This is a genomic window from Pseudarthrobacter sp. efr-133-R2A-89 (assembly GCF_030209315.1).
Taxonomy (GTDB): domain Bacteria; phylum Actinomycetota; class Actinomycetes; order Actinomycetales; family Micrococcaceae; genus Arthrobacter.
The window spans coordinates 166,958-190,865 of sequence record NZ_JARVSE010000010.1 but is presented as its reverse complement, the minus strand read 5'-3'; the positions used below and the strand labels follow the sequence as shown (position 1 = coordinate 190,865).

General features: G+C 66.4%; 26 protein-coding genes and 1 tRNA gene. 10 read left to right on the top strand and 17 right to left on the bottom strand.

The genetic code is table 11. From position 1 onward, the window contains the following. Positions 1 to 239: 239 nt before the first annotated feature. Both QRM95_RS16655 and QRM95_RS16650 read left to right on the top strand, forming a co-directional pair. Positions 240 to 1,439, top strand: a complete 1,200-nt coding sequence (locus tag QRM95_RS16655) for an acetyl-CoA C-acetyltransferase (protein ID WP_285248635.1) — start codon at positions 240 to 242, stop codon at positions 1,437 to 1,439. Beyond that, positions 1,439 to 1,936 carry an aminoacyl-tRNA deacylase gene (locus tag QRM95_RS16650; RefSeq protein WP_285248634.1) on the top strand — a complete coding sequence of 166 codons (498 nt, stop codon included), beginning with the start codon at positions 1,439 to 1,441 and terminating at the stop codon, positions 1,934 to 1,936. The genes QRM95_RS16655 and QRM95_RS16650 overlap by 1 nt, the downstream gene beginning before the upstream one ends. 80 nt (positions 1,937 to 2,016) lie before the next feature. Here QRM95_RS16650 and rplL read toward each other — a convergent pair whose 3' ends face one another. The 9 genes from rplL to QRM95_RS16605 form a co-directional block, all read right to left on the bottom strand. Further along, positions 2,017 to 2,394 carry a 50S ribosomal protein L7/L12 gene (gene rplL, locus QRM95_RS16645; protein WP_018760467.1) on the bottom strand — a complete coding sequence of 126 codons (378 nt, stop codon included), beginning with the start codon at positions 2,392 to 2,394 and terminating at the stop codon, positions 2,017 to 2,019. Between the two features lie 78 nt (positions 2,395 to 2,472). Further along, on the bottom strand, positions 2,473 to 3,054 hold the full coding sequence (gene rplJ, locus QRM95_RS16640; RefSeq protein WP_285248633.1) for a 50S ribosomal protein L10: 582 nt from the start codon (positions 3,052 to 3,054) through the stop codon (positions 2,473 to 2,475). A gap of 296 nt (positions 3,055 to 3,350) precedes the next feature. After that, positions 3,351 to 4,469: a GNAT family N-acetyltransferase gene (locus QRM95_RS16635; RefSeq protein ID WP_285248632.1), complete on the bottom strand. Its 1,119-nt coding sequence runs from the start codon at positions 4,467 to 4,469 to the stop codon at positions 3,351 to 3,353. 7 nt (positions 4,470 to 4,476) lie between these two features. Continuing rightward, positions 4,477 to 5,616 carry a GNAT family N-acetyltransferase gene (locus QRM95_RS16630; protein ID WP_285248631.1) on the bottom strand — a complete coding sequence of 380 codons (1,140 nt, stop codon included), beginning with the start codon at positions 5,614 to 5,616 and terminating at the stop codon, positions 4,477 to 4,479. Positions 5,617 to 5,731: 115 nt separating this feature from the next. After that, on the bottom strand, positions 5,732 to 6,439 hold the full coding sequence (gene rplA, locus QRM95_RS16625; RefSeq protein WP_018760471.1) for a 50S ribosomal protein L1: 708 nt from the start codon (positions 6,437 to 6,439) through the stop codon (positions 5,732 to 5,734). 179 nt (positions 6,440 to 6,618) lie between these two features. Then, the gene (gene rplK, locus QRM95_RS16620; RefSeq protein ID WP_018760472.1) at positions 6,619 to 7,050 is read right to left on the bottom strand and encodes a 50S ribosomal protein L11; all 432 of its coding nucleotides are present in this window, start codon (positions 7,048 to 7,050) and stop codon (positions 6,619 to 6,621) included. Between the two features lie 128 nt (positions 7,051 to 7,178). Beyond that, a complete protein-coding gene (gene nusG, locus QRM95_RS16615; protein ID WP_285248630.1) occupies positions 7,179 to 8,000 on the bottom strand; it encodes a transcription termination/antitermination protein NusG in 822 nt (273 codons plus the stop codon). Between the two features lie 115 nt (positions 8,001 to 8,115). Beyond that, complete coding sequence (secE, locus tag QRM95_RS16610) at positions 8,116 to 8,400, bottom strand: preprotein translocase subunit SecE (RefSeq protein WP_018760474.1); 285 nt, start codon at positions 8,398 to 8,400, stop codon at positions 8,116 to 8,118. A gap of 83 nt (positions 8,401 to 8,483) precedes the next feature. Next, positions 8,484 to 8,556: transfer RNA gene (locus QRM95_RS16605), tRNA-Trp, on the bottom strand. Between the two features lie 277 nt (positions 8,557 to 8,833). Here QRM95_RS16605 and QRM95_RS16600 point away from each other — a divergent pair. Beyond that, positions 8,834 to 10,051, top strand: coding sequence for a pyridoxal phosphate-dependent aminotransferase (locus QRM95_RS16600; RefSeq protein WP_285248629.1), 1,218 nt, complete (start codon positions 8,834 to 8,836; stop codon positions 10,049 to 10,051). Between the two features lie 104 nt (positions 10,052 to 10,155). Here QRM95_RS16600 and QRM95_RS16595 read toward each other — a convergent pair whose 3' ends face one another. Continuing rightward, positions 10,156 to 10,845, bottom strand: coding sequence for a LuxR C-terminal-related transcriptional regulator (locus tag QRM95_RS16595; RefSeq protein WP_285248628.1), 690 nt, complete (start codon positions 10,843 to 10,845; stop codon positions 10,156 to 10,158). Beyond that, entirely contained in the window at positions 10,842 to 12,176 is a 1,335-nt protein-coding gene (locus tag QRM95_RS16590) for an ATP-binding protein (protein WP_285248627.1), read from the bottom strand. Before QRM95_RS16590 ends, QRM95_RS16595 begins: the two co-directional genes overlap by 4 nt. 125 nt (positions 12,177 to 12,301) lie before the next feature. Between QRM95_RS16590 and QRM95_RS16585 the strand changes: the two genes are divergently transcribed. The 5 genes from QRM95_RS16585 (at position 12,302) to QRM95_RS16565 (ending at position 16,357) form a co-directional block, all read left to right on the top strand. After that, the gene (locus QRM95_RS16585) at positions 12,302 to 13,855 is read left to right on the top strand and encodes a PspC domain-containing protein (RefSeq protein ID WP_285248626.1); all 1,554 of its coding nucleotides are present in this window, start codon (positions 12,302 to 12,304) and stop codon (positions 13,853 to 13,855) included. A 1-nt stretch (position 13,856) separates the two neighbouring features. Further along, positions 13,857 to 14,111, top strand: a complete 255-nt coding sequence (locus QRM95_RS16580) for a hypothetical protein (protein ID WP_285248625.1) — start codon at positions 13,857 to 13,859, stop codon at positions 14,109 to 14,111. A gap of 3 nt (positions 14,112 to 14,114) precedes the next feature. Continuing rightward, the gene (locus QRM95_RS16575) at positions 14,115 to 14,378 is read left to right on the top strand and encodes a PspC domain-containing protein (protein WP_285248624.1); all 264 of its coding nucleotides are present in this window, start codon (positions 14,115 to 14,117) and stop codon (positions 14,376 to 14,378) included. Positions 14,379 to 14,587: 209 nt separating this feature from the next. Then, a complete protein-coding gene (locus QRM95_RS16570; RefSeq protein ID WP_285248623.1) occupies positions 14,588 to 15,613 on the top strand; it encodes an ATP-dependent 6-phosphofructokinase in 1,026 nt (341 codons plus the stop codon). Positions 15,614 to 15,640: 27 nt separating this feature from the next. Continuing rightward, entirely contained in the window at positions 15,641 to 16,357 is a 717-nt protein-coding gene (locus QRM95_RS16565; RefSeq protein ID WP_285248622.1) for a GNAT family N-acetyltransferase, read from the top strand. Here the strand turns inward: QRM95_RS16565 and QRM95_RS16560 are convergent. The 6 genes from QRM95_RS16560 to QRM95_RS16535 all read right to left on the bottom strand — a co-directional run bounded on the left by QRM95_RS16560 (position 16,319) and on the right by QRM95_RS16535 (position 21,755). Continuing rightward, the gene (locus tag QRM95_RS16560) at positions 16,319 to 17,842 is read right to left on the bottom strand and encodes a DHA2 family efflux MFS transporter permease subunit (protein WP_285248621.1); all 1,524 of its coding nucleotides are present in this window, start codon (positions 17,840 to 17,842) and stop codon (positions 16,319 to 16,321) included. The genes QRM95_RS16565 and QRM95_RS16560 overlap by 39 nt on opposite strands. A 53-nt stretch (positions 17,843 to 17,895) precedes the next feature. Further along, positions 17,896 to 18,315: an ankyrin repeat domain-containing protein gene (locus QRM95_RS16555; RefSeq protein WP_285248620.1), complete on the bottom strand. Its 420-nt coding sequence runs from the start codon at positions 18,313 to 18,315 to the stop codon at positions 17,896 to 17,898. Then, a complete protein-coding gene (ygfZ, locus tag QRM95_RS16550; protein WP_285248619.1) occupies positions 18,315 to 19,397 on the bottom strand; it encodes a CAF17-like 4Fe-4S cluster assembly/insertion protein YgfZ in 1,083 nt (360 codons plus the stop codon). Before ygfZ ends, QRM95_RS16555 begins: the two co-directional genes overlap by 1 nt. A 58-nt stretch (positions 19,398 to 19,455) precedes the next feature. After that, positions 19,456 to 20,190, bottom strand: coding sequence for a flavodoxin family protein (locus QRM95_RS16545; protein ID WP_285248618.1), 735 nt, complete (start codon positions 20,188 to 20,190; stop codon positions 19,456 to 19,458). 17 nt (positions 20,191 to 20,207) lie between these two features. Next, a complete protein-coding gene (locus QRM95_RS16540; RefSeq protein ID WP_018760487.1) occupies positions 20,208 to 20,816 on the bottom strand; it encodes a nitrobindin family protein in 609 nt (202 codons plus the stop codon). A 171-nt stretch (positions 20,817 to 20,987) separates the two neighbouring features. Next, the gene (locus QRM95_RS16535) at positions 20,988 to 21,755 is read right to left on the bottom strand and encodes a permease (RefSeq protein WP_285248617.1); all 768 of its coding nucleotides are present in this window, start codon (positions 21,753 to 21,755) and stop codon (positions 20,988 to 20,990) included. 340 nt (positions 21,756 to 22,095) lie between these two features. Here QRM95_RS16535 and QRM95_RS16530 point away from each other — a divergent pair, with 340 nt between their 5' ends. Together QRM95_RS16530 and mshD are read left to right on the top strand one after the other, a co-directional pair. Continuing rightward, positions 22,096 to 22,794 (top strand): winged helix-turn-helix transcriptional regulator, encoded by a 699-nt coding sequence (locus QRM95_RS16530; protein ID WP_043456042.1) that lies wholly within the window; start codon positions 22,096 to 22,098, stop codon positions 22,792 to 22,794. Between the two features lie 33 nt (positions 22,795 to 22,827). Next, on the top strand, positions 22,828 to 23,796 hold the full coding sequence (gene mshD / locus QRM95_RS16525; protein WP_285248616.1) for a mycothiol synthase: 969 nt from the start codon (positions 22,828 to 22,830) through the stop codon (positions 23,794 to 23,796). Positions 23,797 to 23,908: the final 112 nt, after the last annotated feature.

The window sequence follows — 23,908 nt, the reverse complement described above, 5'->3', positions numbered from 1 at the left end:
ACGGCCCCGGAACCGGTGTCCCCCTGGAAAGCCTCGCCCACCACCCTACGCAAGCCGCCGCCGTCGTGCACAACTCCGGGATGGGGACCTCTCCCCTGCCCGCCCGCCCGGAGGGGAGGAATCCTGCAGCAACCGGGACGCCGGAATGCCCACAGGCGTTCCGGCGTTTGAGTATATGGGTGACCAGGCTCACGATAGCCTTGGTGGCTTACACCTGAATCGGATTGAAAGTGATGACCATGGGCAACTCTCCTGACAACAGTGACGTTGTCATCCTTGCAGCAGCGCGGACCCCGCAGGGCCGCATCAACGGCCAACTGTCCAGCCTGACGGCGGTGGACCTCGGCACCCACGCCATCAAGGCTGCTTTGGCGGCCAGCGGCATCGATACAGCCGATGTGGAAGCCGTGATCATGGGCCAGGTACTGCAGGCCGGTGCCGGCCAGAACCCTGCGCGGCAAAGCTCCATCGGCGCCGGGATCGGCTGGAACGTCCCCGCCGTCACGGTCAACAAGGTATGCCTCTCCGGGCTCACCGCCGTGATCGACGCCGCCCGCATGATCCGGGCCGGCGAAGCCGCCGTGGTGGTGGCCGGCGGCCAGGAATCCATGAGCCGGGCCCCGCACCTGCTCCCCGGGTCCCGCCAGGGATGGACCTACGGCTCCATCCAAGCACTGGACGCAGCCGCCCACGACGGCTTGACCGACGCCTTCGACGGCGAGTCCATGGGGTTGTCCACCGAGACGCGCAACCTCACCCTGGGCATCGACCGGACCTCCCAGGACAACGTGGCGGCACAGTCCCACCAACGCGCGGCCCTGGCGGCAAAGAACGGAACGTTCGACGGCGAAATCGCCCCGGTCAGCGTGAAGCAGCGGAAGGGTGAGCCCCTGGTGGTGGACAGTGACGAGGGCGTGCGCCCCAACACCTCCGTGGAGTCGCTCGCCGGGCTGCGCGCCGCCTTCGTTACGGACGGGACCATCACCGCCGGCAACTCCTCTCCCCTGTCCGACGGCGCCAGCGCACTGGTGCTCTGTTCCCGCGCCTACGCCGACGAACACGGCCTGGACTACCTGGCCGTCGTGGGGAAGCCGGGCCAGGTTGCCGGACCGGACAACTCCCTGCATTCACAGCCGTCGCACGCAATCATGAACGCCCTCGGCAAAGCCGGCTGGGGCACGGCCGACCTGGACTTCATCGAAATCAACGAGGCCTTCGGTTCCGTTGCCGTGCAGTCGCTCAAGGACCTGGACTACCCCCTCGAAAAGTGCAACATCCACGGCGGGGCGATCGCCCTGGGGCATCCGATCGGGGCTTCGGGAGCCCGGCTGGCCGCGCACGCCGCCCATGAGCTGAAGCGCCGCGGGACGGGCAAGGCCGCGGTGGCCCTGTGCGGTGGAGGGGGGCAGGGCGAAGCGCTCCTGCTCTACCGCGACTAATGGCGGGCCTGACCGCAAACGGAACGGACGGCGTCGGGCGGGAACGTTTCATGGCCGACGCCGCCGCGCGCGGCCTGCACGTTGAGGTCGTGGAACGTCCGCAGGCACGCAGCCTCGCGGAGGCGGCCGATATCCTGGGCATCCCTCCGGCCGACATTGTGAAGTCTCTGGTGGTCAAGCACAAGGACGGTTCGTTCCTGTTCGCCCTGGTTCCCGGCGACCGTCAGATTTCCTGGCCGAAACTCCGGTCGCTGCTGGGTGTCAATAAGCTCTCGCTGCCGCCGGCAGACGTTGCCCTGGAAGCGACCGGCTACGAGCGTGGCACCATCACGCCGCTGGGCAGCACCACTGCCTGGCCTGTTTATGCCGACGCCACGATCACCGGACGCAAGATCTCCATGGGCGCCGGAGCCCACGGCTACAGTGCGTTCGTTGACGCCGACTCGCTGACCGCAGCCCTGGGTGCCGTCGTCGCCGACATCTCAGATCCCGGCTGACCCTTCCATCTCCGCTTAAAGCAGGAAACCCCGCCCAACTGGCTCGCAGTGGGGCGGGGTTTCCCGAGGAAAAGGCGTTGTTACTTGAGGGTAACGGTGGCGCCTGCAGCCTCGAGCTGCTCCTTGGCCTTCTCGGCAGCTTCCTTGTTGGCGCCTTCGAGAACAGCCTTGGGGGCGCTGTCAACCAGGTCCTTGGCTTCCTTGAGGCCGAGGGAGGTGATGGCGCGAACTTCCTTGATGACGGCGATCTTCTTGTCACCGGCAGATTCGAGGATGACGTCGAAGTCAGTCTTCTCTTCAACCTCTTCAGCAGCTCCGCCACCGGCGGGGCCGGCAACTGCAACAGCAGCGGCGGTAACTTCGAAGGTCTCTTCGAAGAGCTTGACGAACTCGGAGAGCTCGATGATGGTCAGTTCCTTGAAAGCTTCAATGAGCTCTTCGTTGCTGAGCTTCGCCATGGTTGGCGTCCTTCCTGTTGTGGTGTCCGAACGGCGCGGAGCCGGGCCTGACACCGGAGTCTGGTGGGGTAAAGAGAATTAGTTCTCTTCGGCAGCGGCAGCTTCGGCAGGTGCCTCGGCTTCAGCGGCGGGAGCTTCTTCAGCGGCAGGCGCTTCGGCAGCTGCCGGTGCACCGTTCTCTTCTTCAAGCTTGAGGCGCAGTGCGTCGATGATGCGTGCGGCTGCGGCGGCGGGTGCCTTGAGGACGCCCGCAACCTTGGCGAGCTGCAACTCACGGGACTCGAGGGCAGCCAGGGCTGCAACCTCGGTGGCGTCCAATGCCTTGCCCTCGAAGTAACCGGTCTTGATGACCAGCTGCTTGTTGGCCTTGGCAAAATCCGTCAGGCTCTTGGCAGCGGCAACTGCGTCACCCTTGATGAACGCGATTGCAGTGGGGCCGGCAAGCTGGCCGTCGAATGCTTCGACGCCGGCTTCCTTGGCTGCAATGGCGGTCAGGGTGTTCTTGACGACCGCGAACTTGGTGTCCTGGCCGAGAGAAACACGCAGCTGCTTGAGCTGTGCAACGGTGAGCCCGCGGTATTCGGTCAGGACAGCGGCGTTCGATTCCTTGAAATCGTTAGTGATCTCAGCTACTGCTGAAACCTTGGTAGGCGTTGCCATAACCCTCCTTCCGGGGATAGTGCCGGTATTCGACGGTCCCCGCTCAAGAGAGCTAAAACTAAAAACGCCCCGCGCAGATGCACGGGGCTTGGCTCAACACGACTTCGCCGTGGAGCTTTGCTTCGTTCACCTGCGCCGGCCGCCCTGCGTTGAGGGTCCTTCGTCCGGAAACCTACTGTGACCTCCGGCGCACAACTGCAGAGTTGAGCCATGAACAGGAGAGTGGATTTCCAACAACCGACGGTCTTTGGTACTCCCAGCTTACGTGAGGGGGCGCCGCTACGCCAAATCGGGCGTCAACTGGTGCTGGTCCGCAAGGTGGGAAGTTCCTTTTGCCAGATACCCGTCACCCCTGCCGTCTGGAACCCAAGCTGCTTGTTGACCGTGAGCAGGTACCGGTTCTCGGGGGCATTCCAGGTGTAGATGATGCGGGCATCAGGGAACTGCTCGCTGAGCCGCTCCATGTTGGCCACCTTGATCAGCAGGCCCAGCTTGTTGCCGCGGTGCTCTTGGAGGACCAGAGTATCGTCCTGGAAAACGACGTCGGCGCGGTGGGCCAGCACGGTGATGGTGGTCAGTCCCACCAGCGATCCCGTGGCGATGTGTTCCACGGCGGTGACCACCGTCCGCCTTCCCTGCGCGATGGCGACGTCTTCGGCCTCACGCAGGATCCCGCCGTCGAACACCATGTCCTGCTCAACCGGCACGTCCAGGGAGGGGTCGACGTCGGCACCCGCCTGGTTCTCCAGGACAGCCACGGCCTCCAGCCACTGGTCCGGGCAGCGGTCCGTCCAATGGTGCAGCAGGTACCGGCCCGCGTTGGCTTCCTCGGCCTCAGCCTGGAGGTCTGCCACCAGTTTTGTGTCAAGGGGAAGCAGGCAGGAACTGAACTGCTCGATGTGCTGGAGTGTGTAGCCGGTCCGCTGCGCGAACTCCACCTCCCGGCTTTCCAAGGGAACGAACCCCTGGCCAGTGCCCGGGACCAACTGGGCCTGACCAAATTCGTGGAGCGATGCGCCGGGGTGGTTGGTGTCCACCAGGATCATGGTGCGCCCCTCGCCCCGGGCCAGCTGCTCGGCCGCCTCGAGCAGGCGCCGGCCCACTCCCTGGCGCTGGAACTCGGGCAGGATGTCCAGGGTGAGTTCGGCGAGGTCCAGGTGGTCCGTCAGCGGCAGCGCGATGTCCACAGTGCCCACGATGTCTCCGTCCACCTTGGCGACGAGGATCAGCTGCCGCTCATAGGGATCAGCGAACTCAAGGAGTTTCTCCAGCGGACCGTAGGCGAGATCGTCACTCCCCCAGGTCTGCATCCGCACTTTGCGGCCCACTTCGACGGCGGCCAGGAAGTCGGCTGCGTCCGGGGTGTCCAGGGAATCCGGAATCCACAGCTGTTCGATCTTTACGTCTATCGCCATTCGGGCATCATCCCAGCCGTTTCTGCCACTCACCTTCATAGCCAGCGGGCTTGAATCCAAGTGCGGTATTAATCGCCAGCATATGCTGGTTTTCGCTGGCATTCCATGTCAGGACCGAGCGCGCCGGGGGCCACTTTTCCTGCGCGCGCCGGAGGTTGGCCGCCTTGACCAGCATGCCCAGCCGATGCCCGCGATGCTCCGCCGCCACCAAGGTGTCCTGCTGGATCAGCGACTCCGGCACCTCCGGGCGCCAGGTCAGGACCGTGTACGCCACCAGCTCGCCGGTGTGGCCGTGCACGGCGGCCGCCACGGAAGACTGGACACCACTGCGGATAAGGGCCGATTCGTCTTCCCGGACGCGGGCGGCGTCCCAGTCCTCGCGTTCCCAGTCCATGCCCGCGGTGGGGGCATCCGTGCTCATCCGGACCTTGAGCCGTGCATAGGCGGCAACAAGCTCTTCCGGGCAACGATCATTCCAGGCCGTTAGCGTGTAACACTCTGCATGCGCGAGCCCTTCCGCTTCCAGCCGGGCCAGCCGGTCACCGGGCACGGGCAGGGCCAGCCGGCTGGAGCGTTCCACCTGTTCCAGCCGGTAGCCGGCGGACACGGCAAACGCGGTTGCGGGGTGGTCCAGTGGCAAGTGTCCGGTCCCGGACTTCGCGGCCAGAACACCGGTGCCATGTCCCGAAGCGCCCAGGGGTATTTCATGGAAGCCGCCGAGGGATGACCGGCCGCGGGCGTGGGCCACGGCTTCGGCATGGCCCAGCAGCGCACGCCCGATCCCCCGGCGTCGCCAGCGGGGAACCACCAGGACCTCGATGCCCGCCGTGGCCGTGTTGTCCCGCAACGGGAAGGTCACCGAGCACAGGCCCACCGGTTCACTGCCGATCCGGGCCAGGAAGAGATGCCGTTCTTCATACGGGTTGCCACGCCAGTACTCAAGCGCCTCCTTGTCTGTAAGGCAGCGCTCCAGGGTTCCCCACACGGCCAAGTCCTCCGCCGCCCGCATGGCCTGGCATTCCCGGAAGTCCGCCAACATACCGGAAGGACCCGGGCCGCTTCCGGCGGCAGGGATCACGACGGCGGCAATCACCAGTGCGCCAGGTACAGGCCAGGGCGGGACGCCGGGGGCATCCTGATTATCCATGCAGCCAGCTTAGGCAAATACGCCGGACAACAAAGGAGCCCGCCCCGGCGCACGCGCGTCGGGGCGGGCTCCTGATGCTCCGGGCTCAGCCCGGGGCAGGAACTTTCATCAAGGACTAGGCCTCGGTGAGCACCTTGGTGACGTTGGGGTCGACAGAGATGCCGGGACCGAACGTGGTGGCAACGGTGGCCTTCTGGATGTAGCGGCCCTTGGCAGCAGACGGCTTCAGGCGAAGGACCTCTTCCAGGGCTGCTGCGTAGTTCTCGGCCAGCTTGATGGCGTCGAACGACACCTTGCCGATGATGAAGTGCAGGTTGGAGTGCTTGTCGACGCGGAAGTCGATCTTTCCACCCTTGATGTCGTTGACGGCCTTGGTGACATCGGGGGTCACGGTGCCCGTCTTCGGGTTCGGCATCAGGTTACGCGGACCAAGGACCTTACCGAGGCGGCCAACCTTGCCCATGAGGTCAGGGGTGGCAACGGCTGCGTCGAAGTCGGTCCAGCCGGCGGCGATCTTTTCGATCAGGTCGTCGGAACCAACGAAGTCGGCGCCGGCTGCGATTGCTGCCTCAGCCTTGTCGCCCGTGGCGAAGACCAGGACGCGGGCGGTCTTACCGGTACCGTGGGGCAGGTTGACCGTACCGCGGACCATCTGGTCGGCCTTGCGGGGGTCAACGCCCAGGCGGAAAGCCACCTCGACGGTTGCGTCGAACTTGGACGGGTTGGTGTCCTTGGCCAGCGTTACTGCCTCGAACGGTGCGTAGTGCTTCTCCGCGTCGATCTTGGCGGCTGCTGCCTCATATGCTTTGCTGCGCTTTGCCATGCTGCTTATTTCTCCTTGTGCAGTTGTGGTCTGCGGACCGCGCTGGGCCCTGCCACAGTCGGTGGTCCGGTTCGTTATCCGGCCCGGATGCCCGACATTTCATTGTGTTTGGTGCCGGTGTCCCGGCGGTGCCGCCCGTCGTCGTCAATTACCTTGACGCCGGACAGCGGGAAGGGTGGTTAGCCCTCGACGGTGATGCCCATGGAGCGGGCGGTGCCGGCGATGATCTTGGCTGCGCCTTCGAGGCTGGTGGCGTTGAGGTCTTCCATCTTGGTGGAGGCGATCTCGTTGACCTGGGCCTGGGTCAGCTTGGCAACCTTGACGGTGTGCGGGGTGGATGAACCCTTGGCAACGCCTGCAGCCTTCTTGATGAGCTCTGCAGCCGGCGGGGTCTTGGTGATGAACGTGAAGGAACGGTCCTCGTAGACCGTGATTTCCACGGGGATGACGTTTCCGCGCTGGGCTTCCGTCGCAGCGTTGTACGCCTTGCAGAATTCCATGATGTTGACACCGTGCTGGCCAAGCGCGGGACCGATCGGCGGGGCCGGGTTGGCGGCACCTGCCTGGATCTGCAGCTTGATGAGGCCGGTGACCTTCTTCTTGGGAGCCAATGTAGGGTCCTTCTCTCAATAACGTCCTGGGGCACAGGAGCGTGCCTCAGGTTTGTGGCCGCCATGGCAAGGCGGCCGGCCGTTCCGGTGCCGCTAAGCGGGCGGTGCCGGAACGAATTCTCGGTTGGTCAGATCTTGGTGACCTGGTTGAACGCCAGGGTGACGGGCGTTTCGCGCTCGAAGATGGAGACCAGCACCACGAGGGTCTGGGACTCGGGCTTGATCTCGGAGATCGTGGCGGGAAGGGTCTCGAACGGGCCTTCCTTGACGATGACGGACTCGCCGACCTCGAAGTCGACAGCCACGGGAGCCTGGTTCTGCTTGTTGACCGGCTTGCCCTTCTCGGCCTGCTCTTCCTCGAAGACAGGGGCGAGCATGGAGAAGACCTCGTCCAGGCGCAGCGGGACCGGGTTGTGGGCGTTGCCCACGAAGCCGGTCACGCCGGGGGTGTGGCGGACGGCGCCCCAGGAGGCGTCGGTCAGGTCCATGCGGACCAGGACGTAACCGGGGATGCGGACGCGGTTGATCACCTTGCGCTGGGCGTTCTTGATCTCCACGACCTCTTCCATGGGCACCTGGATTTCGAAGATGTAATCTTCCATGTCCAGGGTCTGGATGCGGGTTTCAAGGTTGGCCTTCACGCGGTTCTCGTAACCGGCGTAGGAGTGGATGACATACCAGTCACCCTCCTGGCGGCGCAGCTTGGCCTTGAATTCCTCGGCGGGATCAGCGGCTGCGGCGGCCGCTGCGGCGGCGAGGGCGTCGGCGGACTCGTCGTCGCCGTCTTCCGTAGCGTCGGCTTCTTCACCGGCGGCGCCGTCAGCATCGGAGCCGGCGTCGTCGGATTCGGGCGCGAAGGACTCAACCTCGGACTCTTCACCGGCTTCTGCCGCGACGTCCTGGGACTCTTCCAGCCCAGACTCGGTTACCTCGAGCTCCTGCTCAGACACTTGGTCTCCTGCTTCCTCATTGCCTAACATGCCTATTTAAATGGCTCAATTCCGCACGCCGGCGCTTCGCTTCCGGTTTCCCGGATGAAACACTCGGCCTGCGGACCATCCAGCCTTAGCTGTCCGTCGAGCCGGTACCGCCGAAGATCCAGCTGACAGCGGTTCCGAAACCAATGTCCAGCAGGCTGACGATGACCATCATGATGGCCACGAACACCAGCACCACGAGCGTGTAGTTGATCAGTTCCTTGCGGGTGGGGGCCACAACCTTCTTGAGTTCGCCAATGATCTGGCGGACAAAGAGAGCAATGCGGGCGAAGAAGCTTGCCTTGGCTTCCTTCTTAGCTGGGCGGCCCTTGGAGCTGCTGGCAGCTGTTTCGGTCACCTGGTCCTCGCTCATCTTTGCAATGGTGGATTACCCGGCCCTGATCAGAACCATGGTTGCTGCGCCTGCTCCGGGCTTTCGCCCGGAGACAGCTTGCGCAGGGCAGACAGGACTCGAACCTGCAACCTGCGGTTTTGGAGACCGCTGCGCTACCAATTGCGCCACTACCCTATGGAGTGAATGCCACTCTTTGACGACCCATGCACCAGTTTGAACTGGGGCGCACGCCATCATCCGTGTTTCAACACCGGTGAACCAGTCTACGCAAGAAGTCCGCGTAGGTAAAACCGGCCCGACCCGGCCCATCCGCCGGCCGGTCCGACTTGTGCAGCAGTCAGCAGTCACAAATCCAAACCGGCTCCCCGGAGGGTCCGCTGAACAGCTTAGAGTAGAACTCGTCGAAACCCACATTCCAGCCTTCCGGCTGCAAGCGAAGAACGGACCTGCCATGTCTGCCGCCCGCGTTTCCAAGCGCATATCCGCAATTGCCGAATCCGCAACCCTTGCCGTTGATGCCAAGGCGAAGGCGCTCAAGGCAGCAGGCCGTCCGGTTATTGGCTTCGGCGCGGGCGAACCCGACTTTCCCACCCCGGACTACATTGTCCAGGCCGCCATCGAAGCAGCCGGCCAGCCCAAGTACCACCGCTACTCTCCCGCGGGCGGCCTGCCTGAGCTGAAGAAGGCCATTGCCGAAAAGACCCTCCGGGACTCCGGCTACACCGTCGACCCCTCGCAGGTGCTGGTCACCAACGGCGGCAAGCAGGCCGTGTACAACACGTTCGCCACCCTGGTGGATCCAGGCGACGAAGTGATCGTGCCCACCCCGTTCTGGACTACCTACCCCGAGGCGATCCGCCTGGCCGGCGGCGTGCCCGTGGAAGTTTTCGCCGGGCCCGAGCAGGACTACCTGGTAACCGTGGAGCAGTTGGAAGCGGCTGTCACCGACAAGACGAAGATCCTCTTGTTCGTCTCGCCGTCGAACCCCACCGGCGCTGTCTACTCGCCGGAGCAGGTGGCTGAGATCGGCAAGTGGGCCGCAGCAAAGGGCCTCTGGGTTGTCACGGACGAGATCTACGAGCACCTCACCTACGACGGCGTCCCCTTCACCTCCATCGCCACGGCGGCCCCAGAACTTGGCGACAAGGTGGTCATCCTCAACGGCGTCGCCAAGACGTACGCGATGACCGGCTGGCGCGTGGGGTGGATGATCGGCCCCGCCGACGTCATCAAGGCCGCCACCAACCTGCAGTCGCACGCCACGTCCAACGTCTCCAACATCATGCAGATCGCCGCACTCGCCGCCGTGTCCGGTCCGCTGACCGCCGTCGATGAGATGAAGGTGGCCTTCGACCGCCGCCGCAAGGCCATCGTTGCCGGCCTGAACGCCATCGACGGCGTGGAATGCCCGACGCCGAAGGGCGCCTTCTACGTCTACGCGGACGTCCGGGGGCTGCTGGGCAAGGAATTCCCCACCGCGTCCGGCACCGCCACGCCTCAGACGTCTGCCGAGCTGGCCGCCCTGATCCTGGATGAGGTAGAGGTGGCTGTGGTCCCCGGCGAGGCGTTCGGCCCGTCCGGATTCGTGCGCCTCTCCTACGCACTGGGCGATGACGACCTCGCCGCCGGCGTCCAGCGCCTGCAGGACTTCCTGGGCAAGGCCCAGTAGACGCCGGCTCACTTCCGGCCGGTTAGACACCGACGCCCGCTCACTTTCCTTGAGGAAGTGAGCGGGCGTTGGGGTTTAAGGCGTCAAAGGTGAGCGGGCGTTGGTTAGAGGAGGCGGCGCTCGGCGGCCCACTTGGTCAGCTCGTGGCGGCTGGAAAGCTGCAGCTTCCGGAGCACCGCGGACACATGGGTTTCCACCGTCTTGATGCTGATGAAGAGTTCCTTGGCCACTTCCTTGTAGCTGTAGCCCCGCGCGATGAGCCGCATGACCTCCAGTTCGCGTGCGGACAGCTTGTCCAGCTCGTCGTCCGCAATGTCCGCGGGGGCGGTTCCGAACGCGTCCAGGACGAACCCGGCCAGGCGGGGCGAGAACACGGCGTCGCCGCCGGCCACCCGGAACACGGCATCGGTGATCTCGGCACCGGAAATGGTCTTGGTGACATAGCCCCTGGCCCCGGCGCGGATCACCGCCACCACGTCCTCCGCGGCGTCGGAAACGCTCAGGGCCAGGAAGCGGGTGGCGGAGAGGAGCGGCGCGGAGCCGGCGATGACTTCCCGGCCGCCGCCGCCCAGCCCACCGGGCAGGTGAACGTCCAGGAGGACGACGTCGGGCCGCTGCTCGGCGATCACGGCGATGGCCTGTTCCACGGTGGCGGCCTCCCCCACCACTTGGATGCTGGCGTCGAGGTCGGCCTTCAGCCCGGAGCGGAAGATCGCGTGATCGTCCACGATCACCACCCGCACGGATTTGGCCGGGCGGGCGGCTGCGCCCCCTGCTCCCTGGATGGTGCTCATGGTTTCCCTTCCGCGTTCTCCGCTGCCGGCAGCCTCAACCGAACCTCGGTGCCGTCATCCGTACTGAGGATGGCAGCCGAGCCGCCATGCCTTTTCATTCTGCCGATGATCGATTCCCGGACGCCAAGCCGGTCCGAGGGAACGTTCCCCAGCTCAAAGCCGGGGCCCCTGTCCTTGATGAAGATCTCGGCTTGCCCGTCCGAAGCCTCAAGATACACGGACACTGTTCCGCCGCCGTGCCGGGAGGCATTAAGCATCGCCTCACGGCTGGCCTGGACCAAGGCTTCGTGGGCCTCCGTCATGGCGGCGTCACCCACCGTGACCACCTCCACAGCGTTGCCAAGCAGGTCCTCCACCTCGGCGGCTGCGGCCTTGATCCGGTCCGACAATTGCCCGCTTTCCCGTCCGTGGTCCTGAAAGAGCCAGCCACGCAACTCGCGCTCCTGCGCGCGGGCCAGGCGGACGACGTCGTGCTCGTTGCCCGCCCGCCGCTGGATCAAGGCGAGCGTCTGCAGGACCGAGTCGTGCAGGTGGGCGGCGATCTCCGCGCGTTCCGTTTCCCGGATGCGGCCCGCGCGCTCGGCTTCGAGGTCCCGCCAAAATTTCAAGGCCCACGGCAGCAAGACCAGCACCACGCCGCCCAGGACGGCCACGGAAGCCAGCAGCGCGAGCCACGTCTGTTCCCAGGAACCCGAGCCGGACACCATCACCAGGACACCGGCGACCACCAGTGCCAGCCCCGCTGCCAACCGGCCCCAGCCGCCGGCCTGGTCCGCTTTGGTCTTGTCCACCAGTCCCGCCCGTCGGGTCTCGTCCAGTTGCATCCAAGCGATCGAGGCGCCACCCAGGACGGCGGCGGCGGGGATGAGGGTGCCCAGGGACACATCCACGCCCAGCAACTGGGCGATCATGATCCCGGCGACCAGCAGGAGCCCGCTACCGAGCAGGATCTCCTTGCCATAGCGCATCCCCCGCACCCTGAACCAGGGAGCGCCGGGGGGTGGGACCGTACCGCCCGGGACGGAACCTGTGGCACCCGAGGGGGTTCCGTCGTCGTCCGTTGTTGCGGCGGGGGGCCGGCTCACCGCCGGGGCAATGGGCGACGCCGGGCGGCGGGTATTGCGCCGGGCAGCCTCATCCGCGGTGGGAACCATAATCCAGAGCCACGCGTAAAACACCAGGCCGGCCCCGCCCGCGAAGGACGCGAGGACCATGCCCCAGCGGACGGTCTTCACGGGCCACCCGAGGTGCAGGGCCAGGCCGGAGCACACACCGGCGATGACCCGGTCACTGCTGCGGGCCAGGGGCGGCCGCGCCGGGAGGGTTGTCATGGATCAATCCAAGCATGGATCAGGGTAGCCCGGACCGGGTTCTGCGCTTTCCCGGGGGTGGCTCAGGGACCGTTCAGGGTTTCCCCCAGTAGAGCGGCGCCGGGCCCGGACGGGAGGATCGAGGTATGAACTCGCAGACCCCTTCCCCCGACGACGAACACCCAGCCGGGCTGTTGCCCGGTTCCGGCAGCCAGCAGCCCACCGAGCCGCTGCCGGCCTCAAACGCGAATCCTACCGGCCCGGAGTCGGGCCCCGCCCAGGACGGACCCGCCGGTTCGCAGGGCGGCCCCACCGCTCCCCCCACTGCCGACCCGGCACAGGGCTATGCCTTCCACGCCGGCCCCACCCCGCCAGCAGCCTCAAGCGACTTCTTCGGCTGGATCCGCAGCCAGGGCATCTCCCGTGGCAGCGACCGCTGGATCGGCGGCGTCTGCAGCGGCATAGCCCACCGGCTCCGTGTGGACCCCATCATCATCCGCGGCGCCCTCATTGTCCTGACCCTCCTGGCAGGCATCGGCGTACTGCTCTACGGCCTGGCCTGGGCCTTCCTCCCGGAACCCGACGGCAGGATCCATGTCCAAGAAGCCGGCGCGGGCCGCTGGTCCAGTGGCATGACGGGCGCACTGATCGCCACCGTCCTCGGATTTACCGGCCTGGGCGGAGGTTTCTGGGGATGGAGCCATAACGGCTTGAGCGGCCTCCTCTGGACCGTGTTCTGGGTGGCCGGTGCGATCTTCCTGATCTACCACCTCTCCCAGCGCAACAAGGCACGTCCCACCGTGGCGGGCCATGCTCCGGCGGCTCCGGGGGTGCCGTACACAGCGGGACGGCCCGGTTCCGAACACACGTCGTCATTCTCCGCGGCCACCCCGTCCGGCCCAACCCAGGGGTTCCCTCCGGCGCCCGCCTATGGCGGCGGCACCGCCGGCGGGCCCGCAGGGAATGGCCCGGGGGCGTTCGGAGGGACCGGCGGCCCCAGCGGTCCCGGCGGCGGGGTTCCCGGCGGGACCGGATACCCGGCGCCGTGGGTTCCGCCGCGGCCGCCCAAGCCCCGGCCGGCCGGACCGGGTGCCCCCGCCGTCGCCATCGCCGCCGGCTCTGCCCTGCTGGTGGGCGGGGGCCTCAAGGCTCTGGACGCCGGGCATGTCATCGACCTTGGCGGCTCCGGCAACGCGATTGTCTGGGCCAGCGCCGCGGCAGTCCTTGGCCTTGGCATCCTGGTGGCGGGACTGCGCGGCCGGACCTCGGGGATCCTGAGCCTGTTCGCCGTGATCGCCCTGGTTACCGGCGGCGTCTACAACGTGGCGAACGACGGCAGGATGCGCTTCCAGCAGGTGGACTGGAATCCCGCCAGCATCGAGGAGGCGCGCGGCGGCATCGACATCACGGCCGGACGGGGAACCGTGAACCTCACGGACCTGTCCCCCTCCGCCCCCCTGACCTCCGACGTCGTGGTTCCGCTCGATATCACCGCCAGCAACGTGACCGTGGTGATCCCGCAGAACGTGCCCGTGGATATCAAGGCGGACATGACCATGGGCAACCTGAACGAGGCCACGGGCCAGCGCGGCGGGACCACCACCCGCGAGAGCAGCTACAACACGGACAAACCCGGCAACCACCTGGTGGTGCGGATCGATGGCACCTTCAGCAACGTCACTATCCAGGAAGGAAACTGACATGGACAGCAACATTCCGACGACGGCGGGCCAGGAGCCTGCCGGGGCGGCACCTGCCAGGGTGGGAACCGTGGTGTGGGGCCTGATCGTCCTGGCTCTGGCCGCGCTGATCATCGTGGCGCAACTGGGCATCGTCACCCTCAACGGGACCTACGTCCTGATCGGCCTCATGATCGGCGCGGGAGTGGCCCTGGTGGCCGGCGGCCTGCTCTCTGCCCGCAAACGTGACAACGACCCAATGAAAAGGAAGTCTTGAACCATGGATAAGTTCTTCGGCATTGTCAGGGGCCTTGGCCTGAAGCGCGGCCCGCAGCGCTGGCTCGGCGGGGTGCTGGGCGGCATCGCGGCCAAGCTGAACGTGGACGTGGCTTATGTCCGCATCGCGTTCCTGCTGTTCTGCCTCCTTCCGGGACCCGCCGTCGTCTTTTACCTGCTGGCGTGGGTGGTGCTGCCGGACCAGCGCGACGAGATCCCGCTGCAGACCTTCCTGGAGCGCCGCTCGATCAACGGGCCACGGATGTAGCCACGGAAGGCACCTCCCCCGCTGGGACCAGGCCCCCGCCGTCGTGATCGGATCACGGAGGCGGGGGCTTTTTCCTGTCCGCTGCCACCCTCCGGAACGGGCACCGCATGTAACCGGTTTGTGTCGTACCCCACACACCCCACTACACTTCTAGGTGAGCTCAGCGTGGCGCTCTGCCTGTAAACCTTCTCCCAGGATTTGAGCTGAACATGAAAATTGGAATCCTTACCAGTGGTGGCGACTGCCCCGGCTTGAACGCCGTGATCCGCGGCGCCGTGCTGAAGGGCATCGCCATCCACGGCCACGAATTCGTCGGATTCCTCGATGGCTGGCGCGGCGTGGTGGAGGGCGACATCATCGACATCCCCCGCACCATGGTCCGCGGCATTGCCAAACAGGGTGGCACCATCCTGGGCACTTCCCGCACCAACCCGTTCGAAAACGGCGGCGGCCCCGAGGCCATCAAGGCGCACATGGACCGGCTGGGCATCGACGCCATCATCGCGATCGGCGGTGAGGGAACGCTTGCCGCCGCCAAGCGCCTGACCGACGCCGGACTGAAGATTGTCGGTGTCCCCAAGACCGTGGACAACGACCTCGACGCCACCGACTACACCTTCGGCTTCGATACCGCCGTCCAGATCGCCACCGAAGCGATCGATCGGCTCCGCACTACCGGCGAGTCCCACCACCGCTGCATGATCGCCGAAGTCATGGGCCGGCACGTAGGCTGGATCGCCCTGCATGCAGGCATGGCCGCGGGTGCGCACGCCATCCTGATCCCGGAGCAGAAAGTCAGCATCGAACAGATCACCGAGTGGGTCAATGAAGCCCATGCCCGCGGCCGCGCGCCCCTGGTGGTGGTGGCTGAGGGCTTTGTCCCCGAGCACAGGGAGAGCCCGCACTCCGAGCGCGGCCTGGACACGTTCGGCCGGCCCCGGCTGGGTGGCATTGCCGATCAGCTGGCACCCGAGCTGGAGGCCCGGACCGGCATCGAAACCCGGGCAACCATCCTGGGCCACATCCAGCGCGGCGGCGTACCGTCGGCCTTCGACCGCGTCCTGGCCACCCGGCTGGGCATGGCCGCCATCGATTCCGTGGTGGAGGGGTACTGGGGCACCATGGTGGCGCTGAAGGGAACCGACATCCACCACGTCGCGTTCCAGGAGGCCCTGGGCCAGCTGAAGACCGTTCCGCAGAACCGGTACGACGAAGCGGCTGTCCTGTTCGGATAAGCCGCAGGGCCGCCCTAGGCTGGGAACATGACACTCGATCCCGGCTCTGCTGCCATCATCCAGTTGGCGTGGGCGCGCCGGCTGGGCCTTGACGACGACGCGTTCGGGACCGGACTCGCCTCGGCAGAACGGATTGTGCGGGCGGACGAGTCAGCCCGGACCGTTGAGTTCGTGCGGCTTTTCGGAAGTTCAGTGCTCGTAGGGCCGCAGAGCGTGATCGACGCCGCCGCCGGCATCCCGGATGAGGAAATGGCCCAGCACGTGACCCTCCTGACCCTCACCCGGGACCAGGGTGGTCACGGCCTCGGCGCGGCGGCACTGTTCTTCGCGGACGACCTGCCCCTGCAGCAGCCCGCCGACGAGCTCACCGTCTCCCACGGCAACCCCGAGGCAATCGAATTGGAGGGCCGCTGCCCGCCCGATGACGTCAACGAGGTTGGCCTCTCCGACCTGGAAAACCGGTACACGATCGTCCACGAGCAGGATGGCCGGCGCGTACCCTTGGCGTGCGGGGCCTACGGCGAGTGGGAAGGCCTGCTGGCCAACATGGGCGTACTGGTTGACCCCGAGTGGCGCCGGCGCGGCCTCGGTTCCCTGGCGGGCTCCATCGCGGCCCACGAAGCACTCGCAGCGGGACTGACGCTGCAGTGGCGCGCCGACGTCAGCAACACGGGCTGCCTGGCGTTGGCCCGGAAGCTTGGCCTCTCAGCCGGCGGAATCCAGACCAGCGTCCACCTTCGCTGAGGGCTGGCCTTCGGCCGGCGCTCCCCAACCCTGGACGGGCTGCGGCTTGGCGAAGAACAACGCGACGGCGGCCCCCACCAGGATCACCCCGGCGGGAAGAAGGATGGACTGGCCCATCGCCGTCGAAAATCCGCCGTGCAGGAATTCGGGCAGCGAGCCGCCCATCGCCAGGCCTTCGCCGGCGGATCCGCCCGGGCCTCCCGCGGGCAGTTCCGCCGCAAGCCGAGACTGGATCAGCACCGCGATGGCGGCACTGCCCAGGACTGCTCCGATCTGGCGGGTGGTGTTGTACACGCCCGAACCCGCCCCTGCCTGCCGTGGCGGCAGGTTCCTGGTGGCCGTGGTGCTCAACGGGGCCCAGATGCCTGCGTTGGCGAAGCCCAGGACGGCACTGGGCAGCAGGAACATCAGGATAGGTGTGTCCGGTTGCATCAGGGCTGAGTTCCAGAGCAGCGCCACAGCCATCAGCACGAGCCCGGTGGCGGTGATGTATTTCGGGTTGACGCGGTCCACCAGCTTTCCCACGACGGGCGCGAGTCCACCGGAAATCAGGGCCATGGGCACCATCATCAGGGCGGACTGCGTGGGCGTCAGGCCGCGGACCAGCTGGTAGTAGAAGATCAGGGGCAGGCTGAAGGCAGTCACGGTGAAGCCCACCGTGGTGATCCCGATGTTGGCGAGCGAAAAGTTCCGGTCCTTGAAGAGCGCCAGGGGCAGCAACGGCTCACCCTTGTTGAAGCGCTGCCACGCCACGAAGGCCGCCAGCACCACGATGCCGGCGATGATCAGGCCCCAGACGCTGATGGGGCCGGTGATGGTGCCCCAGTTGTAGGTCTCGCCTTCCTGGATGCCGAAAACCAGCAGGAACAGGCCGACGGCGCTGAGCAGGACCCCGGGGATGTCGAACTTGTGCGGGTGCGTGCTCAGTGCCGGCACGTTGCGCCACGCCAGGATGAATCCGACCAGGCCAACCGGGACGTTGATGAAGAAGATCCATTCCCAGCCGAGCCCGTCCACCAGGACGCCGCCGAGGATGGGCCCGACGAGGGTCGCCATGCCGGCGGTTGCGCCCCAGACTGCCATCGCGGAGCCGCGGCGGTCCGGCGGGAAGATCCGGGTGATGACCGCCATGGTCTGGGGGGTCATCATGGCGGCGCCGAGGCCTTGGAGCACGCGGGCGGCGATCAGGACGCGCACGTCGCCGGACAGGCCGCACCACAGCGAGGCCAGCGTGAAGACCACCAGGCCGGAGAGGTACAGCTTCTTGGGCCCGAACCTGTCGCCGAGGCGGCCGGTGATGAGCAGCGGGACAGCGTAGGCCAGCAGGTAGGCGCTGGTCACCCAGATGACCGAGTTGATGTCCGCGTGCAGGCCTTCCATGATCCGGGGGTTGGCCACGGACACGATGGTGGTGTCGATCAGGATCATGAAGAACCCGATCACCAGGGACCACAGGGCCGGCCAGGGCTTCGCTACGTTTTCCACTCGATCATCCTTTGAAATTTTGGTGTTGGTGCCGGGCGGACCCGGCGAAGGCGCTAGCCCAGCAGATCCAGGATCTCCGCGCGGGCGAACATTTGCGCCGCGGCCCGGGCCGACGGCGCTCCGGCATCCGGATCGGCCCCGGCGCCCAGCAGGACACGGGCCACGTCCGGGTAGCCCTTGAAGGCGGCCCCGGCAAGCGGGGTCTGGCCACGGTCATTGGCAGTGTTGGCGTCGGCGCCGTGTTTGAGGAGCAGCTCCACAGTATCGGCGTGGCCGTGGTAAGCGGCCAGCATCAGCAGGGAGTCTCCTGTGGCGTTGGTCATGGTTGCCGGTGCCCCGGCTTCAAGGTAGGCGCCAAGCAGGGCGTCGTTGCCGTCGCGGGCCGCCTGGAAGATCGAGTGCGCCAGCGCCACCGCGGCATCGTTGTCCTCCGCGGCCTCCGGGGCAGTACCCGGTGCGGTGTGGTCTGTCATCAGCGAGGCCCTTTCAGGAATCCGGTCTGCCGCCCGACAACCTGGCCGGCGTCCGGGGCGACAATGAGCTCCTGGACGGCCGGATATGGTTCATCGCCGTCCAGGACCGTCAGTATTTCATCCGGCGCCACGGAGCGCTTTATGACTGCCAGCGCCACGGGACCCATCTCGTGGTGTTGGGCAACGGTTGTCACTGTCCCCACTTTGCGCTCCCCTGCCATGACCGGGCTGCCGGCCGCGGGCAGCGTGTGCTGCGAACCGTCCAGCTGCAGGAAGACGAGCCGGCGCGGCGGGTGGCCAAGGTTGTGCACGCGGGCGATGGTTTCCTGCCCCTTGTAGCAGCCCTTGGCCAAGTGCACCGCGGTGCGCAGCAGGTCGAGTTCGTGCGGGATGGTCTTGTCATCGGTTTCTGCGCCGATCCTGGGACGCCAGGCAGCGACACGGAGGGCTTCGGCTGCGAGCACTCCGGCCAGCGGGCGGCCGGCGACGGCGGCCTCGAGTTCCGCGGCGGGGATGAGGTATTCGAACCAGGGACGCTCAAGGCCGGGGTGGCTTTCCTCGGACACAGTGGCGTAGGAGTACCCGCCCGCCGAGACATGCGGCCAGGGATCCTGCCAGGCAAGGCGTCCGGCCCATTCGGGAACCGCTGTGGTGCTGCCCACCACGGCCCAATCGGCGGAGACGTCGGCGATCTCCACCCGCAGCATGAACTTCATCCGGTTCAAGTACTCGGCCAGCGGTGCAGCCTCGGCGGCCTCCACGATCAGCCAGGTGGTCTCGCCGTCGTCAACAACCCTGGCATCAAAGTCGATGCGCCCCTGGACGCTGAGGAGCAACAGTTCGCTGGACTCACCCGGCGCCAGGGCTGCCACCTGCTGGGACGAGAGGGTGTTGAGCCAGCTCAACCGGTCCGGTCCGGCAACGGTGACCACACCACGGTGTGACAGGTCGACGACGGCGGTTCCGGCAGCGAGTGCGCGCTGCTCGCGCAATGGCTCGCCATAGTGGGCGGCGACACCGGCGTCGGGGCCGGCGGCCTCAATGGCGCCGGGACGCGACAACAAAGGGCTGGGCGTACTCATATTGGCGGCAACGTCCTTTAGCAGCGGGGTATTCCGGGTTGTGAAGGTTCAGCCAACGCTAGCGGTATTCCGGGTTCTCAAAATCGAACCGCGTACCGGCCGCCCATTCACCGGGCAGGTTGCCGTAGGCCGGGTAGCCTCCGGCATCCTTGAGGATCCTGGCAAGGTGCAGGAGGTTCCAGGTCATGAACGTCGTGTTCCGGTTGGTGAAGTCTGTCTCCGGGCCGCCCGAGCCCTCGTCCAGGTAGCTGGGGCCGGGCCCTACCGGCCCGATCCACCCGGCGTCGGCCTGCGGCGGGATACTGAAGCCGATGTGTTGGAGGCTGTAGAGGACGTTCATGGCACAGTGCTTGATGCCGTCCTCGTTTCCGGTGATCAGGCAGCCGCCCACCTTCGGGTAGAACGCCCACTGGCCCAAGCTGTTGAGCTGGCCGGAGTGGGCGTAGAGGCGCTCGATCAGCTTCTTGGTCTGGGACGAGTTGTCGCCCAGCCAGATGGGCCCGGCCACCACCACGATGTCCGCTTCCCGGACTGCCGGGTAGATCTCCGGCCATTCATCGGTGGCCCACCCGTGCTCGGTCATGTCGGGGTAGACGCCCGAGGCAATGTCGTGATCGACGGTGCGGATGAGCCTGGTGCTGACGCCCTGCTTCTCCATGATCCGGCGGCTGATGGTGATCAGCCCTTCGGTGTTGGATGTCTGGGGTGACTTCTTCAGGGTGCCGTTGAAGAAGACGGCCTTGAGGTCGCTGTAGCTGGTGGGCTTGCCTGCGTGTTCCGTTCCGTCTTCCATGGCGGTGCCTTTCCGGGTCAGGAAACTCTTTTCAGGAATGCAGAGGCGTGGGCCTCCAGCCCTTTCCCGGCCTCTCCACCCGTTGCCACGTCCCACCGCCACAAAAGGTTCCCGTCCACCAGGCCGAAGATCCGGGTGGCGGCACTGTAATCCTTGGAATGGCTGCCGCGCATCACCATGTCGGTGGTCAGCTGGATCTGTGGTCCCTTGATCTGGCCGTAGTACAGCTCCGTGATGCCGCCGGGGTGGGCGATGGATACGGAAATGTCGAAGCCGCCGTCCTTGTTGCGCAGCGCTTCCACCTCGTCGGCGCTTTTCAACACGGGAACGATGTCGGCCGGCACCAGCCCCGGGCCGCCGTCGGCGTCCAGCTGCTTGCGCTCCAGCGCCCAGAAGCCGGTCTCGACGGTGAGCGGCCGCAGCCGCGTGCCGTCGTCGTCGGTCAACCAGCTTTCGGCGCGGTACTGGAGGTACGGCAGGCCGTTGTGGGTGAAGGAGACGTGCTGCAGGAAGTGCTCGGAATCCTCGTCACCGCTGCCCAGCCGGCCACGTCCTTCCCACTCACCAATGAGCCAGGAAAGGGGGACGAGTTCGGGGGTCAGGTCTGTGGGAATCTCAATGGGCACTGTCTATTACCTCGAGATACGGCAGGGGGAAAGGATGTGGCTACTTCTGGCCCTTGAAGAGGCGGTAGACCACGAAACCGGCAAACCAGGCCATGGAAACGCTCGCGATACCGAGCAGGACGAGGAAGAAGATTTCAAATGCAAGTACGGACATGGTGCAATCCTAACCCGTTAGTAGATGAGTAGTTTGTCTATGAAGTACGCCAGGGATCCGACGGCTGACACCGGCGCCAGGCCCATGCTCAACGCTGCCAGCATATTCAACGGTGCGCCGCGCAGTGTCGCCAGCCTGCGGAAGCTGGCCAGGACCGCACCGACGATGACGCCGAAGACGGCGGCTGGCAGGACAGCGATATCGGACAGGACCAGACCGGCGAGCGGACCTGCCAAGCCGGCCAGCACAACGCCCAGGGGCGCGACGATGCTGTCCGGCCACTGGATGAGTCCGGCGAGGAGCGCCACGGCGGCACTGATCGCGGCCACCAGGAGCATTTCTCGGACACCGTTGAACCGGGCGCCGGCTATCCAGCCGGCGCCGAGGCAGGACAGGAGGACACCCACGCAGCACCCCAGGGTGGATTCCAGCCGTTGGGCCTGGCCGGTGCCGCGGATGAGTTGGACCACGAAGACGGCCATCATGCCCAGGGCGACGAAGGCGGGCGTCCAGTCGAGGTAGCCCGGGGGCGGAGCCAAGGAGGCGCAGACCGCGGCGGCGGCGCCCGGCAGGGCGATCACGGCGGCCAGGGTCTTCTTCGCCGGGATGCGCAGGAAGTGCGGCCACCCGATGCCCACGGCCGCGGCGATCAGGATGCCGACGGCGGCGAGGGCTTCCGGGGAGGAATAGACGCCGGCGATGATGGCAATGAGCCCGGCGATCCCGACGACCCCGATGGTCCAGGAGCCAAGTGACCGCACAGGTGACTGCAGTTCCGCCGTCATCCGGGGCCCGGCCTGTGCTTTGTCGGTGCACTCACTGCGCTGATTTCCCATCCTGGCGTCGGGTGGAAGGCTGGTCCGCCCCCTCGTGGCAGGGCTGGTCCGCCCTGGTCCAATCCTGCCCTATATGAACCGCTTATGTCGCAAAACGTACCTGTCCGGGGCTCGAATCTGTGGCTGGGAAGGGGGTGCCGGGTATACTCAAAGTTCAGCTACGCTCCCTGCTGAGGTGGCTGGCCGGCGGCGCGCTGACGGTCCAACAACCTCCCGCAGGAAGCCCGTACCGGCCGGTGAGAATCCGGTTCAGTCGCCCAATGATGCGCGGACGGCCCTTGGAGGAACAATGTCGCACATCCTGTTACTGACGAACAGCACCGGTTCTTCGGTGGACATCCTGCCTGCCCTCGAGCTGCTGAACCACCGGGTCCACATCCTGCCCGCGGAACCCACTGCCCTGCTGGAGACCGACCCGTGTGACATCGTGCTGCTGGATGCGCGCAAAGACCTTGTGGGTGCCCGTTCCCTCACCCAGCTGCTGAAGGCCACTGGGCTGAGCGCACCCCTCGTCCTGATCCTGACAGAGGGCGGCATGGCCGCAGTTTCCTCGGCATGGGCCGTTGACGACATCGTCCTCGATTCTGCCGGACCCGCCGAGGTGGAAGCCCGCATCCGGCTGTCCGTAGCAAGGGCCGTCCCGGAGCAGGAGGACACGCCGAGCGAGATCCGGGCCGCCGGTGTGATCATCGACGAAGCAAGCTACACGGCACGCGTCAACGGGGCACCGTTGAACCTGACCTTCAAGGAATTCGAGCTCCTGAAGTACCTGGCGCAGCACCCCGGCCGCGTCTTCACCCGCCAGCAGCTGCTCACGGAAGTCTGGGGCTACGACTACTACGGCGGCACCCGCACTGTGGATGTCCACGTCCGCCGGCTTCGCGCGAAGCTCGGCGCGGACCACGAGAACCTGATCAGCACGGTCCGTAACGTGGGCTACCGCCTCACCCTGGTCAGGCAGCAGGAAGACGAACTCACCGAAGCCTGAGCCCTGTGCGCCTTCGCCGTATAGCCTTGGCTCATGACTCCAGCGCATCCGCAGAAGTGGCCCGTCCATGTTGTCCGGGGCGGCGTTGACCAGCAACTCCTGAAAGACTGCCGCGACCTCCTCGCGGCGGCCGAGGAATCGGACGGCAATCCCTCGATCTCCGAACAGACCCTGGTGACCATGCGCGCCGGCGACTCGCCGGACCACACCCTGCTGACGCTGGCCCTGTACGCGCCGGATGAGGACTCCGACCCCGCCACCGGCCAGGACCTGGCCGGGTTCGCCGTGGTGGTGGACGAGACGGACGGCAACGGTGTCCTGGAAATCGCCGTGCACCCCTCCTACCGGAACCAGGGCGTGGCGGACCGGCTGGTGGGTGCGCTCAGGGAGGTGCGGGGCTTCGACGGGCTGAAAGCCTGGTCCCACGGGAACCATGAGGCTGCCGCGGACCTCGCGGCCCGCTACGGCTACGCGCCGGTGCGCGAATTGTGGAAGATGCGGATGACGACGGCGGGCGCGGAGCTGCCCGACGCCGGCCTGCCGGACGGTGTGGCCATCCGCGCATTCGTGCCCGGCAAGGATGAGGAGGCCTGGCTGGCGGCGAACCGGGCGGCGTTCGCACACCACCCCGAGCAAGGAAACCTGACGCGCGCGGACCTGGACGCCCGGATGGCGGAGGACTGGTTCGATCCAGCCGGGTTCTTCCTGGCCGAGGACCGTGAAGGCCGTTTGCTCGGCTACCACTGGACCAAGGTCCACCCGCGCCACGGAGAGCATCCGGCCATCGGCGAGGTGTACGTGGTGGGTGTTGCGCCGGAGGCGCAGGGCCTGGGCCTGGGCAAAGCCCTGACGATCGCCGGCATCAAGCACCTGCGCGACTCCGGCCTCAACGGGGTCATGCTGTACGTGGATGCGGACAATACGGCGGCAGTTGCACTGTACCGGCGGCTAGGGTTCACCCGGTGGGACATGGACGTCATGTATGGCCCGGCAGCAGGCTAGGTTAAGGGCGCCGGAACAAAGCCCGGCGGTGCGTTAAACAGGGCAGTGGGGCCGGTGAATGCTTGTAAGGTTGGAGTGGAGCCGCGCGGGGCGGAAGCGCCGGCACCACAGC